The 16092-nt window shown below is 32.9% G+C and carries 16 protein-coding genes; 5 read left to right on the forward strand and 11 right to left on the reverse strand.

What is annotated here, in order from left to right:
- Window position 1: 1 nt before the first annotated feature.
- From MBBTH_RS09330 to MBBTH_RS09345, 4 genes are all read right to left on the reverse strand, one after another.
- Window positions 2-1822 carry an RNA-binding protein gene (locus MBBTH_RS09330; RefSeq protein WP_116592767.1) on the reverse strand — a complete coding sequence of 607 codons (1821 nt, stop codon included), beginning with the start codon at window positions 1820-1822 and terminating at the stop codon, window positions 2-4.
- Between the two features lie 14 nt (window positions 1823-1836).
- Complete coding sequence (locus tag MBBTH_RS09335; RefSeq protein ID WP_116592768.1) at window positions 1837-4992, reverse strand: helicase C-terminal domain-containing protein; 3156 nt, start codon at window positions 4990-4992, stop codon at window positions 1837-1839.
- A 333-nt stretch (window positions 4993-5325) separates the two neighbouring features.
- Complete coding sequence (locus MBBTH_RS09340; protein WP_116592769.1) at window positions 5326-5613, reverse strand: hypothetical protein; 288 nt, start codon at window positions 5611-5613, stop codon at window positions 5326-5328.
- A 243-nt stretch (window positions 5614-5856) separates the two neighbouring features.
- Window positions 5857-6231, reverse strand: a complete 375-nt coding sequence (locus MBBTH_RS09345) for a LapA family protein (protein WP_116592770.1) — start codon at window positions 6229-6231, stop codon at window positions 5857-5859.
- 30 nt (window positions 6232-6261) lie between these two features.
- On the opposite strand from MBBTH_RS09345, the gene MBBTH_RS10825 reads away from it, so the two are divergent.
- Window positions 6262-6567, forward strand: coding sequence for a hypothetical protein (locus MBBTH_RS10825; protein ID WP_165814066.1), 306 nt, complete (start codon window positions 6262-6264; stop codon window positions 6565-6567).
- Between the two features lie 3 nt (window positions 6568-6570).
- Here the strand turns inward: MBBTH_RS10825 and MBBTH_RS09350 are convergent, their stop codons facing one another.
- Window positions 6571-7614 (reverse strand): hypothetical protein, encoded by a 1044-nt coding sequence (locus tag MBBTH_RS09350; protein WP_116592771.1) that lies wholly within the window; start codon window positions 7612-7614, stop codon window positions 6571-6573.
- A gap of 119 nt (window positions 7615-7733) precedes the next feature.
- On the opposite strand from MBBTH_RS09350, the gene MBBTH_RS09355 reads away from it, so the two are divergent.
- Window positions 7734-8096 carry a hypothetical protein gene (locus MBBTH_RS09355; protein WP_116592772.1) on the forward strand — a complete coding sequence of 121 codons (363 nt, stop codon included), beginning with the start codon at window positions 7734-7736 and terminating at the stop codon, window positions 8094-8096.
- A 29-nt stretch (window positions 8097-8125) separates the two neighbouring features.
- Here the strand turns inward: MBBTH_RS09355 and MBBTH_RS09360 are convergent, their stop codons facing one another.
- The gene (locus MBBTH_RS09360; RefSeq protein WP_116592773.1) at window positions 8126-8533 is read right to left on the reverse strand and encodes a hypothetical protein; all 408 of its coding nucleotides are present in this window, start codon (window positions 8531-8533) and stop codon (window positions 8126-8128) included.
- Window positions 8534-8592: 59 nt separating this feature from the next.
- Here MBBTH_RS09360 and MBBTH_RS10830 point away from each other — a divergent pair, with 59 nt between their 5' ends.
- Window positions 8593-9177, forward strand: coding sequence for a hypothetical protein (locus MBBTH_RS10830; protein WP_133241959.1), 585 nt, complete (start codon window positions 8593-8595; stop codon window positions 9175-9177).
- Between the two features lie 170 nt (window positions 9178-9347).
- Here the strand turns inward: MBBTH_RS10830 and MBBTH_RS09365 are convergent, their stop codons facing one another.
- Entirely contained in the window at window positions 9348-11267 is a 1920-nt protein-coding gene (locus MBBTH_RS09365) for a peptidoglycan-binding protein (protein ID WP_116592774.1), read from the reverse strand.
- Between the two features lie 501 nt (window positions 11268-11768).
- Between MBBTH_RS09365 and MBBTH_RS09370 the strand changes: the two genes are divergently transcribed.
- Entirely contained in the window at window positions 11769-12092 is a 324-nt protein-coding gene (locus MBBTH_RS09370; RefSeq protein WP_116592775.1) for a hypothetical protein, read from the forward strand.
- Entirely contained in the window at window positions 12073-12456 is a 384-nt protein-coding gene (locus MBBTH_RS09375) for a DUF2283 domain-containing protein (protein ID WP_116592776.1), read from the forward strand. Before MBBTH_RS09370 ends, MBBTH_RS09375 begins: the two co-directional genes overlap by 20 nt.
- 356 nt (window positions 12457-12812) lie before the next feature.
- On the opposite strand, the gene MBBTH_RS09380 is transcribed toward MBBTH_RS09375, so the two are convergent.
- From MBBTH_RS09380 to MBBTH_RS09395, 4 genes are all read right to left on the reverse strand, one after another.
- The gene (locus tag MBBTH_RS09380; protein WP_116592777.1) at window positions 12813-13832 is read right to left on the reverse strand and encodes a Fic family protein; all 1020 of its coding nucleotides are present in this window, start codon (window positions 13830-13832) and stop codon (window positions 12813-12815) included.
- A 350-nt stretch (window positions 13833-14182) separates the two neighbouring features.
- Window positions 14183-14632 (reverse strand): hypothetical protein, encoded by a 450-nt coding sequence (locus MBBTH_RS09385; protein WP_133241960.1) that lies wholly within the window; start codon window positions 14630-14632, stop codon window positions 14183-14185.
- Between the two features lie 49 nt (window positions 14633-14681).
- A complete protein-coding gene (locus tag MBBTH_RS09390) occupies window positions 14682-15143 on the reverse strand; it encodes a hypothetical protein (RefSeq protein WP_116592779.1) in 462 nt (153 codons plus the stop codon).
- A gap of 333 nt (window positions 15144-15476) precedes the next feature.
- Window positions 15477-15908, reverse strand: coding sequence for a hypothetical protein (locus MBBTH_RS09395; RefSeq protein ID WP_116592780.1), 432 nt, complete (start codon window positions 15906-15908; stop codon window positions 15477-15479).
- Window positions 15909-16092: the final 184 nt, after the last annotated feature.

Below are 16092 nucleotides of genomic sequence, written 5' to 3' on the forward strand. Positions count from 1 at the left end.
ATTACCAAAAGCCCTTTGAAAACCTATTAGTTTTGCCGATTAATACATCCCTATCCAAATCCATGTTAAATTCTGAACAAACATACTCTGGCAAATATAAACATGAGAAACATGCACCAGTTTCTTGAATGCAAGAAGGATCTAAAGAACAATCCTCAATATCTCGTTTAATTCCTTCAAACCAATCAAATAATGCATTTTCAAAAACAAAAGAAAATCCTCCAATATTGATTGATGATGAAGAATATATTAAAAATGATGCTGAATTGACAAACAACATTTCGCCACATGAGTCCTCTTCTAGTCCAGTATATAAAGAAGATCTCCTAATTAAAATATGAGATAATGTGTGAATTAACGTTTTAACAGCATAATATTCTTCACTGCCGTTTTGCATCCCCATCAATATATTGACAGCAAAATCCTCTTCTGAAACATATTCCATATCCAATAAACCTAAGTCAATTAACCAATTGACTACTTCACATTTATCCAAATTAAACATTAATCCCTCAGTTTCAAAAGGAACCACATATGATCTGATGGATTCATTTTTGTAATCCCAAATAGGTTCAAAATGAGGAACAAAATCCTCTTCATAAAATTTATTTAAACCTACATTTAAACCAATTACCGCTGAAACTAAATTTATATTCGAAAGGTAATTAACTTGTTCTATTTTATAGATCTTTTTAAATGAACCATATTCTTTTGTTAACTTTTCATTTCCTTTAATAAAGTCATTATAACTAACAGAATCGATTAAATCTTTAGATAAACTACCACTAAGAACCATATGATCATTAATATTAACAAAAGAATAATTATCAAATTCTTCTTCTAATTCATTTAATAAATCTAGTAACATTTCAACAGATTTTTTAGTATTTGGATCAATTTTATCCATCACAACTTCATTTTGAGACATGTCTAAAAAATTGTTTATATGCAATATTACTTGTTTATGGTCATCATTATCCTTGCAGGGTTCCCTATCCAAAAACTCATCAAATTTATGTAAATACAATCCTAAAAGAATATAATCCAAATATAAGGAATCATAATCTGTATTTGGAATATCTACTGTAGTTAATACAATAGGATGAAAAATTGAACCTTCAGTTGCCGTTAAAAGAGTATATCTACTTGGATCCTCATTTGAACGATTATTATGATAACATTTTTGTGCTAAAATATCCTTAGGAGCATAATTATTATTTTCCCTTGAACAATCTAAACATTCTAATTTCCATGTTATTGGTTGAAACTTATCATCCCTCAATAATTTCCATTTGGCATTGTTTTTATGAACTTTACAATAAGAAGATAAATTTTCAATACTTCCACACTTTTCACAAAATTTCATTTGGATAATCTGTTCGTAACTTCCACCACAACCCAATTCACAATTATCAAAATCAAAGTGATCAAATTTTTCATACTCATTTTCCTTAAAAGAAATAAAATGATTACACTTTCTACAAGCAAATGCTTTAGGATAAACATTAGCTAAAGCTGAAAATGAATTTTTACTTTGATAGATTTTATATGGAAATATTTCAAAATTTTTTAAAAAAGATTTTGAGATATTATTAAATAACAAACCATAATACTGAATTCTCGTATTATATCTCTTAGAAATTTCATTGAATAAATATTTTTTTAGTCTTAACTCATTATTAACATTTAAATTATCTTTATCATCATCAGGGAATATTTTATTCACTTTAAATGAAATATTTTCTCTAGAAATAATTAAATTATCCACTACATGAAACAAAGCACTATTCACGGGATATGAAATATTTTTATTAACCGCCATTTAAATCACCAAAATCATCTATAACACATAGGTAATATTCGTTTAACATTAATACTATCCTGAATACCTCTCATACCAGTTTGAGTTTTAAAATAGGTATAAGGACTATCTTCTAAAACATATGGTAAAGAGATTTCATCGCCAGTATACCCTTTTAAATGATTAATTCTTTTATCAACTTCAATCTCAATATTTTCCCTAAAGTAATCAGATCCAATATCCTCATTATTAACAACATAAGCTTTTTTAATAAATTCAATGACCATTTGCCTATTAGTATCATTCTTAAGAGCTTTATTTGCATCTTTTAGTTTAAAACAAGATTTTTCTAATTCATTAGAAAGATAATTAATAACCGCTGCGTTGAAAATTGATGTAAATGTTTGTTTAAATCCTAATTTTGTCCAACGAGCTATAGGAACTTTTTCAACTTTATAAGGAAGTATCTTATGATATTCATTGAAATTTTGATAAAAACTAAGGTCCCTAACTCTATTAGGATAAAACCATAAGAAAATTAAACCATGATATTTTCTACCTACGCGACTTAATGCCTGAATATATTCAGAAGTACTTCTAGGAATTCCTTGGAAAAACATAAGGTTCCATTTATCCAAGTCAACACCATGTGAAACAATATTAGTTGCAGATGTTAATTGTAATTTTTGATCATTCTCCTTGAAATCCTCAATTTCCTGCATAACTTCCTTAATATCTTCTAGATCATCTGCACCAGTTAAAGTCATAGAATCTATACGATATACATCAAAATTAGAATCATTAATATTTCTCCCTACAAAATTCCTAGTATTATGAACATCAGAAACTTTTAAATGATAAGATAACATGCTTTTAAAAGAACCCACAATTTTACTTAATGAATCTTGATCAACACCCAGTTTATTAGCAAAATCCATATCTTCTTCAACAGATTTAATAAATTCGGAAACATATCTTAAAGATAATATTATTGCAGAGTTATTATCAATATTATTAGGTTTCAAACCGATGATTTGTCTATTGATAATTGGAGAATCATTTTCTTTTGGATACTCAAAGAAAAACTCTTCTCCCCCAATATCTGTTAAATTAGGAGGGAATATTCTTAATTTTTTATTATATAATTCTTTAACTTGCTTTTCCGCTCCATTAACCGTTGCAGTCATTACAACATATTTAAGATGTTCACCATTACATTCATAAGAAAATGCATCATATAATGTTTCAAAATGAGAATCAATAGTTCCAAAACCTTCTTTAACTAAGTGCATTTCATCTTGAATAATTAATGACGGACCAGTATTAAAACCAACATTAACAGGTCGATTCTCACCATTACACCCTTTAATATCACATTCCCCATTTCTAACAATAAAACCATGACCTTCTGAACACTTATCTATTTTTCCACCAAAGATATTTTTAACTCTCTCTTGAAAAGAAATTGCAGCTAATTTATCAACAGTTGAAACAATGAAAGTTGGTAAGACACGAAAGATCTCATAATCTGTATAAAATAATCCGAATTTTCGTTCACATCCAGAACATTGATGTAAAATTAATGATTTTTCTTCATCAACAGTTAAAAAAACTTTCTCGCCACAAATTGGACAAACAGAAATAATTTTTCCAGGAATCTCATCATTATTCCTAATCTGTTCAATAATTTCTACATTGTCCTTAGGAAATGTGCTATCATCTTGATTTCCCACATAATATGCTACAGTAAAAGGATAACCTTTTATTTTATTATCCAATCTTATTTTCTCTGCCCAAATAAATAAACTAGAAATTCTTTGTAATTGTTGAATAGACAACATTCTTAATGGAAATTTAGTTATAGCAGATACTCCAAATGTTTTTCCAATCAATCTATCATAAAAAATTGTGAAAATTACAATCCCAAAATATGATTCGGATTTGCCCCCTCCAGTCATTACATGTAATAAATCACAATACTCTCTTGAACTTGATTTACATACAATTTCAGGTATCATTGAAACTATGAAAACTATTTGGAACAACCTCCATGAAGAGTATTTCCCATTAGAATTCTTTAAAAATGACTTATTCATCAATTTAAATGCTTTTAATGCATTATTATTATCTTTTAAGCAATTAATTCCCCTTAAAAAATTTTCTTTAGACTTTTGAAAATTTGTGAACTCGTCAGAATTATCTAAATTAATTTCACAATTTTTGTTAAAATTATCCATTAACTCATATAATTCTTCAAGTGATTCAATACACTCATCGGAAATAAACTTCTCAAAAGTTGCCTTAAAACCATCTTTTTCAGTGCGTGGAGACTTTTTAGGATCTTCATAACGTGAATAATGGATTGTATTAATCTTATTTTCATCATCCAAAATAGCATGACAGTTTATAGTCCTAAGTTTATTTGTATAAATTTTCTTTTGATCATTTTTTTCATAAGAATAATGAAATGGTCTTAATTGATTAGTTTTTAGATTAATTTCCAAATGACAATTAAATAAAAATGTTTCAAAATTTCCTTTTTCAGTAAGATTTACAATACCAATCTCAATTAATTTTAGTAATTCATCATATTCAAATAGATCCGAATCATTTAAATAAAGTTTACATTTCCATTCAAAATTAGGATAGGTACCTCTTCCTTTAAAGTTTTCTAACTGATCATTGTACCCATCTTCACTATCACATGTAATCTCATCTTTATTTGTAGCGGTAAACAGTAAATCATCTTCATATATCTCATCGATGAACTTAGATAAATCTAATTCAATATTATTTTCTAAAAAATTTAATGAAACAGGACTTCCTTTAAATTCTTTTCGCTTCCAAACTTTAGCAAAAACATGTTTATCATTATCATCATTTAATTCAGTGACGTAGGAAAGTTGTTCTTCAAAAGTTGGAAAAACTCGATAAAATACACAAAATGAAGGAGTAACCTCAATTGAATCAACCATTTGGTTTAACAAAAATTTAATAGACATATTATTGTTTTTCACCGAAGTTTTTGACCTATTATTCTTAATATCCGCATCTGCTAAAGAACCAATTACAATTGATCTAGAAGGTCTATTAACAGAACGAAATCTAAAGAAATCGTCATGCGATCCCTCTAATTTACTTAAAACATCACTAGCCAGAATATCCGCAAAATTTTTATAATCCTGCAACATCAAATCAACATCCTTATCTAATATTATAACATGTGGTTAAATTATTATTTAAATTAAAAACTATTTAAATTTAGTTATTTTAAAAAAAAATAATTATTAAATATTTATTTATCAAAATATAAATTATTAATAAAAATAAGTACATTTAATCCATTTAAACTTAAAATAAACATTTTAAAAAAACTTAAAAAATGAAATTAGATCATATATTAAAGATCAAAAAGAGATCAAAAAAATTAGATCTTAAATCAAAAAAATAAAATAAAAAAAATCAGTTTGCACTACATTATAACAAAAATATGATTACATATCTTATAAATAAATCAAAGCATTTTATCCATAATGCTCTCCAACCCAACCTTGATTGACATCAGGAATGCCATCTTCACAGTATTCGTCATCATCAAAATCGTTATAATCAATATACTGACACCTTGGAAGGCATATTCCCTCATTATTGCAATTTACACATTCCCATAAATCTCCTTTCCAATCAAAGAGAGTTCCGCAATTATAGCATTCATAAAAACCTTCGCCATAATCCTCATATCCACAAAACGGACAAACCCACTCTTTGTCTTCGTCATTGATTTCTTCATAGCAGTTAGGGCATATTACCATTTATCTCACTCCAATTTAATTTCAATGGTTATTGAAATATTCTATATTAAATGTATTTTTTTAATCTCTTTCATAATTATAAATTCGTATCAATTATCCAATATTTATAAGATAAATCAACCTGCAAATTTTCATGCATGAAAAACACAGCCAAAACAATATCCCTTTATATATAAACAAATATTAAAAAATATTAATTATTAACTACTAAAAAATTTTAAAAAAAATAAAAAAAGGAGAGCATTAAACTCTCACTTTAACCTGACTGACTTTGTGATTGGTGCTGTACCTATGGTATCCATGATCAACACCGCCATGTCTCCATTTTGTCCAGTGCCATTTGCCATTGGATTTATACTTGTATTTTGTCAAGTATTTACTGCTGCTTAATTGCTTACCGTTTTTAAGAACTTGAATGTCCACGTCATAGTAAGTGCCCATACTATAGCTTTTAATTTTCCATGTTCTTGTCTTAATCTTATATTTTCCAGTTTTTTTGGTTTGCCATTTGTCTTTTGACTTGAAAGTTACGGTCTTTGCTGTAGCCGCACCCATAGTCATTCCAATGACAAAAATAACCAATACGACAATAAGAATATGATTGGTCTTTATTTTCATAGTATCACCAAAATTATATTTGTGTATAAGTTGTATATAATATTTGTTTTACATCATATCTTACTGGCAAGACACCAACCGAAAAACCTATCATCTCAAGGTTCCAGACACCCTTGCAGGGAAAAATCCCATGAGTGCAGCATCAGATTCCTTCCGCAGGCATCATTCCAAAGTTATTCCAACACCCTACCAAAACAATTCCAATCCTATTCCAAGACCATTCAAACAGTCTCCCCTTGTTATTCAAAACATATTCCTAACTCATTCCAAGATTATTCCAACACTATCCCAATGTTATCCCAGACATATCTAAAAAAAAGAGAAAATAAGAAATAAAAACTATTTCTTATCCTTATACCAAACCGTAACCTTATACGGAACATATCCAGTTACAGGCTTTATGGAAATGCAGCCATACTTTACCTTCCTGGAGGTCTTGGTGATGACCTTGCCGGTGTTTTTGTTCTTGAAGTAGAACTTGGCCTTCACTAGCTTGGTGTGCTTTGCATTAGTCAATCCCCCGCCGTTTGCCTGCGCATAGACTCCCGGATTGTATTGCCTGTATTCGGTCTCATAGACTGTATCTATGTAGTCGCCGTTTTTAAGCTTTTTGGACTTGATGGCGGTTTTTGAAACCACGATTGCCACATTGACCCTGTGGGTTCCCTTCTTAAGCACCACTACCGGAATCTTTCTTTTCTCCTTTGATACGGGATTGTATGCGATTATCCTGTTCTTTCCGACCTTGAAGTTGCTCTTGATTTTCACATATCCATTGCTGTCGGTCTTGAGCTTGTACCAATGGCCGTTCTTCCAGATTTTAACGGCGTGCCCATTCAGCGCCTTTCCTTTTGTGTCCAAAAAGCGGATCTTGAATTTCTTCTTGGATGTGGAGAACTTGACAAGCTCCTTTGCAGGTATTGTGGACTTGATTGTGACGGTATTGTCGGCGCTCCAGTAGCCTCTTCCGTCCCCTGACTCGATGTAGGTTTCAGCATCATACTTTCCGACCTTATAGTTCAATGGAAAGTAAACCTCCCCATTGCTGTTGGTTGCCTTTTCCTTATAGCTTCCCCAGTCAAGCCTGAATGACACGTAAACCCCCTCCATCGGAAGGTAGTCGTCATCATAGACCTTGACCTTGAATTTAGTGTCCTCATCACCGTAATACTTGACGACGTTATGGGTGACGACCGTGTCGTCAACGTACTCCTCGCCGTCCTCGTCATAGAAATAAGTCTTTTCAAGAGTGTCCTCGTCACTGCTTGCGGACAGCGCATCATCGCTTTCGGCTGAAAACAGTGTCTGATTGTCCATTGCTGAGACCGCTGAGATGGAAACCAGAGCAATGAACATTAAAATAACGGCATGTCTCATCTTCATGTCTATCACCACTATTATAATATTGTGTCTAAAATGATATAAATAAGTAACACCAATATATGATATGACATCCATTTTTTGCAAAAAGTGGAAAAAAAGTTTCACACAGGAGGGAAAAAATGAATAGGAAACTCTTGATTATGGCCATCCTGACAATCTTTGTGGTGGGCATGATCTGCGCATATGCCTGCGAGCCGGTTGACGCAAAACCGATTGCAAAAATCAAAAAAGGCAAAAAGTACTACACAGTAAAATTCAAGTACAAAGGCCACAATTACAAAGCCAAGCTCAAGAAAAACAAGAAGGCCACAAAAATGTATGGGGACAAGGTCTACGACAGCACCAAAAAGAAAGGAGGGCACAAGTTCCGTTTATATCATACAACCTACTCAAGCGGATACGACAAGGTGGGATGGAATTTCTGCAAGCAGAGAAACAGCGCCGGGGAAGGGCATCTGTATTATAAAATCAAATGGGTTTAGACAACATTATTGATCAAACCCATAATTTTCTATTTTTCATACCATATGGTGGCGTTGCATGCCTCATAGCCGTCGATCAACGGAAATCCTTCGATATACCCGTCGGTTGCATTCTGCACCTTGGACATCACCTTGCCGTCAGCTGACCTGTAGAAGACTTCCGCCTTGACCAGTTTCGTATTGTGGGGCTCAATGTCCTTTGACCCGTTTCCGACATACCAGTGGTCAATGTGGACTCCCTGGGAGTACTGCATGCCTGTCCTGTACTCGTTGAAGCAAATCACCGCATCCCCTCCGGAGAGGTTTGTGCACTTGTTCTTGAAAGGCTCGCCGTCTGTGACGTTCACCACATCGACTGTCACGTTGTCGACCTGTGTGAAGAAAACGTTTGCTGAAACCGCTGTCACGGACACAAGGGACAATATTATCATTATCATTAGGAATTTTCTCTTCATGATTTAAATAATGGCGTGATGCTAATTAAAGTTGTCGGAGATTGTTCCAAAACTGTTCCAGACTTCACCCGGTAATGTCCCAAGACTATCCCAAAGCCCCTCCAACATTAACCAATAACTATCCAAACGCCATACCGGATCCATTCCGGGATTATTCAAAATCCATTCCCATGTTATACCAGACCCATTCCAACATTATCCCAAAAAAATTCCAACAATCTCCCAACACCATTCCAGAATTATACAAAACCAATCCCCACATTATCCCAAACCTGTCCCAACACCATTCCAGAATTATACAAAACCAATCCCCACGTTATACCGGACCTGTACCAGATCCATTCCGACATTATCCAGAATCAATCCAAACACTCTCCCAACATCCCTCCGAATGCATCCCAACAATCCCCCAATGCCATTCCAACATCCTCCAAAATCAGTTCAAACACTCTCCCAACATCATTGCGAAAGCATACAAACTGTCTTCCAACTCCATTCCGAACTTATTCAAGGGATCTTCCGACACCATTCCGAATTCCCTCCAAATGAATCCCAACATTCTGGCGAACCTCAGCCGACTTTATCCCAAATCTCTCCCAACACCATTCCAATGTGCATGGAGCTAAGTTACTGCATGGATTATCATGCCATGGTAGAAAATAATTGAAATGTCATCCGTCAGATTGCCTTTGAAATAAAAAAAGCAGTGAATTATTGAAGCGGACTAAAAGCATCTTAGGGGTTTAAAAAAATAAGAAAATGTGTAGATGCATTGCGCACCTACTTGATTTTGATTTTAGATTATACCAAGTTTCTTGGCAGTCTTCTCATCAACCTTACCGGTCACTTTCAGTCCCTTGGCTTTTTGGAACTGCTTGACGGCCCTGACAGTGCAGTCATGGTAGATTCCGTCAACCATTAGGTAGTGGCCCTTGTATGACAGATAGTATCCGTTCTTTTTCAGTGCCCTTTGAATCTTTTTGACTGTTGCCTTGTCCTTGCTTCCTTTGGAAACTGTCTTGAAGGCTGCCTTGACCTTAATATTCACTTTCTTGGTTGCCTTATTGTAGTATGCATCACCCTTGAATGTGACTGTTGCCTTGTAGGTTCCCTTCTTGGTCAACTTGGCAATCTTGAAGGTCGCCTTGCCCTTGCTGTTGGTTGTGGCCTCGTATGTCTTACCGTTGACTTTCAATGTAACTTGGGCTTTTTTGATTGATTTACCTGTCTCATCCTTCAATGTTACAGTGAATTTCTTGGTTTTAACAGTAGTTTTGAAGGTTTTTGCCTTGGCGGTTATTTTTGATGCCAGCTTGTTGACTGTGACCTTGACCTCTTTTGATGATGCAGTATAGTTGTCATTTCCTGCAAATGCAATCTTTGCCACATACTTATCCGGAGCAAGGCCCTTGGTTGACACCTTAACCTGTCCTTTTGCATCGGTTGTGTATTTTTTAACACCTTTCAAGTCAACGCTTATGCTAGCTCCTGCCACAGGCTTGCCGTTTGCGTCCTTTAAGGTTATGACAAGGTTTTTGTTGTCATTGTATGATGAGGTTACGTCATCGGCTGCAATCTCTGTTTTCATCTGTGTGATTGGAATTTCAATTTCAAATGAATAATCATCCATCGCCAGACCGACTGTTCCAACTCCAAGAGCGGTTCCTGTGAACTGGACTTTTTGGCCGAGGGTGACGTTTTCATAATCACTGAGTTTCCCGTTGGAGGCAAAGAGTGTCATGAGAAACTCAGGCAACAGGGAATTGTCATAGTCTAAGACTTTACCGGAAGATGCGTTATATAAGTACAGCTTGAATGTGACATCTGAAGTGCCTGAAAATGGAATTTCATCAGGTTCAGCTGTTGCATTTAAAAACAGCCAGGCGTTCATGTTATCCTGTGGCGCTTCATCATAATAATAAGCATTGTTTCCAAACCAGTTGTTGTTTAAGTCGAGATTGAATGTAAAGTCGAAAGAAGCACCTGAAAAGATGAAAATGTTGTTATTGATTTTAGACGAATCAGCCTGAGATCCTCCAATCTCATTTCCTATGAACAGGCATCTTGAAATTGACATGCAATTGGCGGCACCCAAATATATGGCACTTCCACCCTGTTGGGCATAGTTGCCTATGAAAGTGCAGTTAGTCACATTGTTCCATCCTCCCTGATATTCAATGGCTCCTCCTTTAGGGGCTGAATTGTCAATGAATGTGCAGTTGTCAATAACACAGTCAATTGTCTTAACGCGAACAGCACCCCCTCCATAAAAGAAGCTTTGATATCCATTTTTGAAAACTATGTTTTTAAGTGTCACCACACCATTCTCAACATCGAATATTCTTGCCTTGCCGTCGGCATCGATAGTGTGACCTTTACCGTCGATTGTTATGCTGCGTTCAATCTTGATTCCGTTGGTGTATCCAGAACCTTCATATGTATAATTGTTTTCCAATGTTATTGTTGAACCGTAGCCCGCATTGATTTTGCTTTCCAAAGCTGCAAATGTTCCATCATCAGTTTCACCGATTGTTTGGGCCTCATCAGCGAAAATGACTTCACTGTTCTCATCATCTTGTGACATTTCCATTTGCGAATTGTCCAAACTGACCGCCATCGTGTCATTCACATCACCTGCAAAGGCACAGGTCATGGTGAACAGGACGCAAAGGAGCAATATTAATGTTGAAAAGCTCTTTTTAAACTTCATTTCCATAATCCCTCCCTATTTGGAATTATGATTGAATGTTTATCACGAGAGATATATATATTTAGTGTAAAAAATAAATGCCATCAGGCGATTTGATTAAAAAAATTATACAAAGACAAACTGATTAGATATAAGAAAACAAACCATGGTGATGATGTTTATCTAAACATTCATGAAAAATCAAAAATTGAAGAGGAAAAAAAAGATAAACTTGAGCAATTATATAACTGGAAATAAGCATATAAACTGATATTTGTATTCCTATCAGTTTTGCTTGTGAAAAATGAATCATAAAGTTATTAATAATCTCAATTCCCAATGAATCTGCATTATATTTCAGTGAAAAGATCTAATTTAGGAGAATGTTCTTTTCATCTTATATCCATTAATCATAAACTTCAAAACAAAATTTAACAAGAAGAAATCAATATTTATTTAAGGCATTAGAAAGTATTAAATAAGAATTAGATTATAATTATTAATTAGATTTTATGGTATGTGATTTTCGTGCGAGATTATAATATCGATGAAGCTCGAGAAATTTTAAAATCACAAGACCCCGATAACTTAAAAATCATTCCTCATGTGGAAGAACGCTGGTTAGAAAGAGATTTTAAAATTAATTACACTGTAGATTGTCTAATTAATAAGATACCATTATCGATTTCTAAAACCTATTATAATCGTTTTAAGCTAATATATCCACATGAAACAAAGCCGACAATGGATTTGTATGTGATTATTGAAATTAGTGATGATGAAAATGTAAGTGTCATCACTGTTTATCCCGAAGAAAAGAAGAGGAGAGAACATGAAAGGAAACGCAGATAATTCTTTTGAAGTGGATTACAGATATGATTATGCATATGATGTTTTGGCAATTAAAGTTACCAGACCATTTAAATATGATAAGACTGTTGAAATGGATGAAGGGGTTTTGTTGGATTTTGATGAAGATAATGTTCCAGTGTCTTTAGAGATTCTTGATGCTTCCAAAAGACTAAATGTTCCAAAATATAGTTTGAAGAATTTAATTGATTTTAAAATGAGTGTTTCAGTGGATGATAAATCCATATGTGTATGTGCTAACTTTAAGGTTATGTTACACAATAGCGAACAGACTCCTGTTTTAGAATCATTTACCAGCAACTATTCAAATATACCTTCTATGGAAACTGAATTTGCAACTGCTTAAATTCAGTAAATTTTTCTTTTTTTAATGAAATTGTTTGAATTATTTAACAGATAGTTTTTTATAATTATTTATGTCTCAACTTTTTTCTGCAATTAAGAAAACCTATTTACAAGTTAAACCGTATAATAATAAAAAATTAGCTATAAACTGATATTTATATACTTATTGGTTTGGCAGTGCCAAATGAATAATAGAATTCATAATCTGGTTGATGATTAAGATATTTTTTGGTTGATGATTAATTTTTTTAAATTCCTTAAATTACTTATTTTATGATTTAAAGCATTTTAATGGAAAATAAAAAAATAGTGTTGGTTGATGATTGAGGTTGATGATTAATGTTTTAATCAAAAAAATTATCTTAAATTATATTCAGTATTTCTACCTTTTCCTGTGCTTTTAATTAATTCTTTATTTTTTAATTTTCTAATAATTTTATAACTGGCTTGAGGGGAAATGTTTAACATCTCTTGAATATCCTTATTTTGAATATGCTTTTTTTCTTCAAGAAGAGTCAATACAGAAATTTCATTTGGGGTTAATTCAATAGTATTGTCATATTTTGATGTGATTTGATCTAACTTCAATACTTCAGATTTAACTTTATCAATTGAATATAGCACACCTTGACAGAAATATTCCAACCAATTTGTTAAATCATGGTTTTTATCTGCACTTTTTAGCGCATCAACATAAGCTTGCCTATCTTGATTGTAATATTCGTCCAAGGTGAAGTAGTTATCAATATTAAACTTATGGATTGACAATATTAATGTTGCCATAAGTCGGCTGGTACGTCCGTTTCCATCAATAAATGGATGTATACGTACTAATTCATAATGAAGAATTCCTGCGATAATGACCGGATACATTTCATCTGTTGAATTGTTTAACCAATCCAATAGCTCATCTATCAAACCAGGTACTTTATAAGCATCCGGAGGAATATAATTTATTTTTTTAGTGTGTAAATTACCAATGAATACACGAGTGTCCCTGAATTTACCTTCATATTCTTGATTTTTTAATAAGTCTTTAGTGAGATCTTTATGAACAGATAAAATTGTGTTTTTAGTAATGATTTTATCTGAATATTTATTTAAATTGTTCAATACATTGAAATAATTCAATACCTCTTGTTCTGCTTTTGTTGTTGGTTTTTGATTGTTATTGATTAATGTTTTTACTTCTTCCAAGTTTAAAGGATTTCCTTCTATTGATGTTGAATAATGTGAAGACTTAATTAGAGCATCCTGTTTCAATTTAGTGTCATATAATGGGATAATTTTTGCATTGCTAATAATTTCTTTAGCTGAAGCGATTTGTGCAATATACTTTACAATTTTATCGGTATACTTAAACTGAGGATCAAACATGTTATCAACTTATTTTTCTTAATTATTATAATTATATATGGTTGATGATTAAGTATTTTTTGGTTGATGATTAATTTTTTTAAATTCTTTAAAATACTTATTTTATGATTTAAAGAGTTTTAATAAAAAATAAAAAAATGGTTTTGGTTGATGATTGAGGTTGATGATTATGACTCAAAGTCATATAAACTGATATTTACTTACCCATGTTTCTGAATGTTTTGATGGTAAAATATTCATCAAAAATACTGTTAAAAAAAAGAAAACCCATTTTCATCTTTCTATAAATGTTCACTTTCTTTTTTTAAAAATAAATAAAAAATAGCTTGAGGAATTAATGATTTCCCCAATTAATAAGATTTAAACCAAACTGTAGCCTTATAAGGAGTATATCCATTTATCAGGCTAGTGCTGATGTGAGCACCGCTTCCCTTAACTGTTTTTGTTTTGACCTTACCCTTTTTGTTCTTAAAGAAGAATTTGGCTTTTATGAATTTGGTGTGATGAGGCTCTAAATCCCCATTCAATCCGTTTCCGATATACCATGCTGTCACTCCGGTTCCCCTGTCGAACTGCATGTTGTCGTTATATGCGACGTAACCTGCTATTCCGTCACCGTTATTGAGCTTGACAGCTTTCGGAGCCCATAAAACTCCCGGCTTGAAGTTATAGATTTTCACATTGACCTTCTTAGTTGTGCTTTTGGCCGCACTGTCCGCTTCGGCGCTGACCGCAACTATGAAAAACAATGCCGCTATAAAAATCAAAAGGATAAGAATCTTCTTCCTATTGAAAATCATGATTAATAGTATTTAAAAACAAGTATAAAAAAATAATGATAATAGCCGGTTAGGCTATTATGAAATCGGAAATTACATCCTCATCGGATGATGTTATTGTGACCAGCTTGTCGTTTTTGGCATAGTTGAATGAGTAGATACCGTTATTGTAATCCAAATATCCGTCAATGCCTGCAATTGTTGTCTGATTTCCGCCGATAGCGGCAACAACATCATCAGTCACTTTATTTTCGCCGTAATCAGCTACGAGAATTGAAACGGCTACAGGTCCCTTTTCGAACAGCTTTTGATCATAAGTATAATCAATTACTCCAACTGATGCGGACTCGTTCTCTTTGGAATAGTTGGCATCCTCTTCAAATCCTGCAGGGACATTGAAATCGAATCCATTTATGGTAACAGTCTCATTGGAATCGCCACCCATTAAGTCGTCAAAACCGAATGCGGAAACCGCACTTGCACCTGCCACTACAATCAGCAGACTTAGTATTGCAATTATTCTCTTGTTCATAACGTAAACCTCCAATAGTTATATGATAATCTATATTCTTACATTATGATAAATCTATTGCAAAAAAACGATGCCTGATTACTCAAACATCACCCATTACCCCCATATTAATCGGAAATTTTCTCATTAAAGCTTTGAAATTAATCCTTTTTCAATGATAAAATTTAGTAATGCCTAAAATCCTTAAAAAAAGTTAAATAAGTAAATTTAAATAACACCTAAAATAATAGTATAACTTGTAACACTTTCCCGTGTTGCTAAAAAAATTTTTTAGTTTGAGTCCTGAAGGATTCTTCCTTTAGGACCGAACCCTATCTTATTTTAAAAAAAGCTTTATAAGACAACTTCAAATAGCCTTGTCTGGTTTGTTGCACCTACAAGTACGCCTATATCGTTTTCAACATATCCGAAGTATGTCATGTTGTTATAAGTGTAGTTCCAGCCTTCATGGCCGTTTATTTTGGTTTTTTGAGCCCCATCCTTGTACAGTTCATCAAGGTTCAAGCCCATCCAGTCGGAAATGACGGTTATCTGTATTTCTCCTCCCGCCTCATTGATATAAAAGCAGGTTTTTCCTTCAGATCCCAACTCATCAAAATCCTGGGCGCCCTTCAATTCACCGAAACCCTGAGGAATTGTAAAGTTTACCCCTTCAAAGGTAATGTTTGTGGTATTGTTGAAAAAGTTAACATCTTCGCTTGCGCTTGCAATTCCAACGAGCAAAAATATTAAAAGTATTAGCGAAATTGTCCTGATTGTTCTCATGTTTATTATATTTTGACATTATCTAAAATAAATATTGCGATAAGCAACTGAAAAAGTATCAAAAATATGAACGGTAGCTTAGATAATTCAAATCCCTAGTCCAAAAACTATTAAAATAATTAACTACAAAGTAAATTTAATTGATTCAAATTATTAAAAAACAGAATATGTTTTTATTAATCTA

Source organism: Methanobrevibacter thaueri (assembly GCF_003111625.1).
Lineage (GTDB): Archaea > Methanobacteriota > Methanobacteria > Methanobacteriales > Methanobacteriaceae > Methanocatella > Methanocatella thaueri.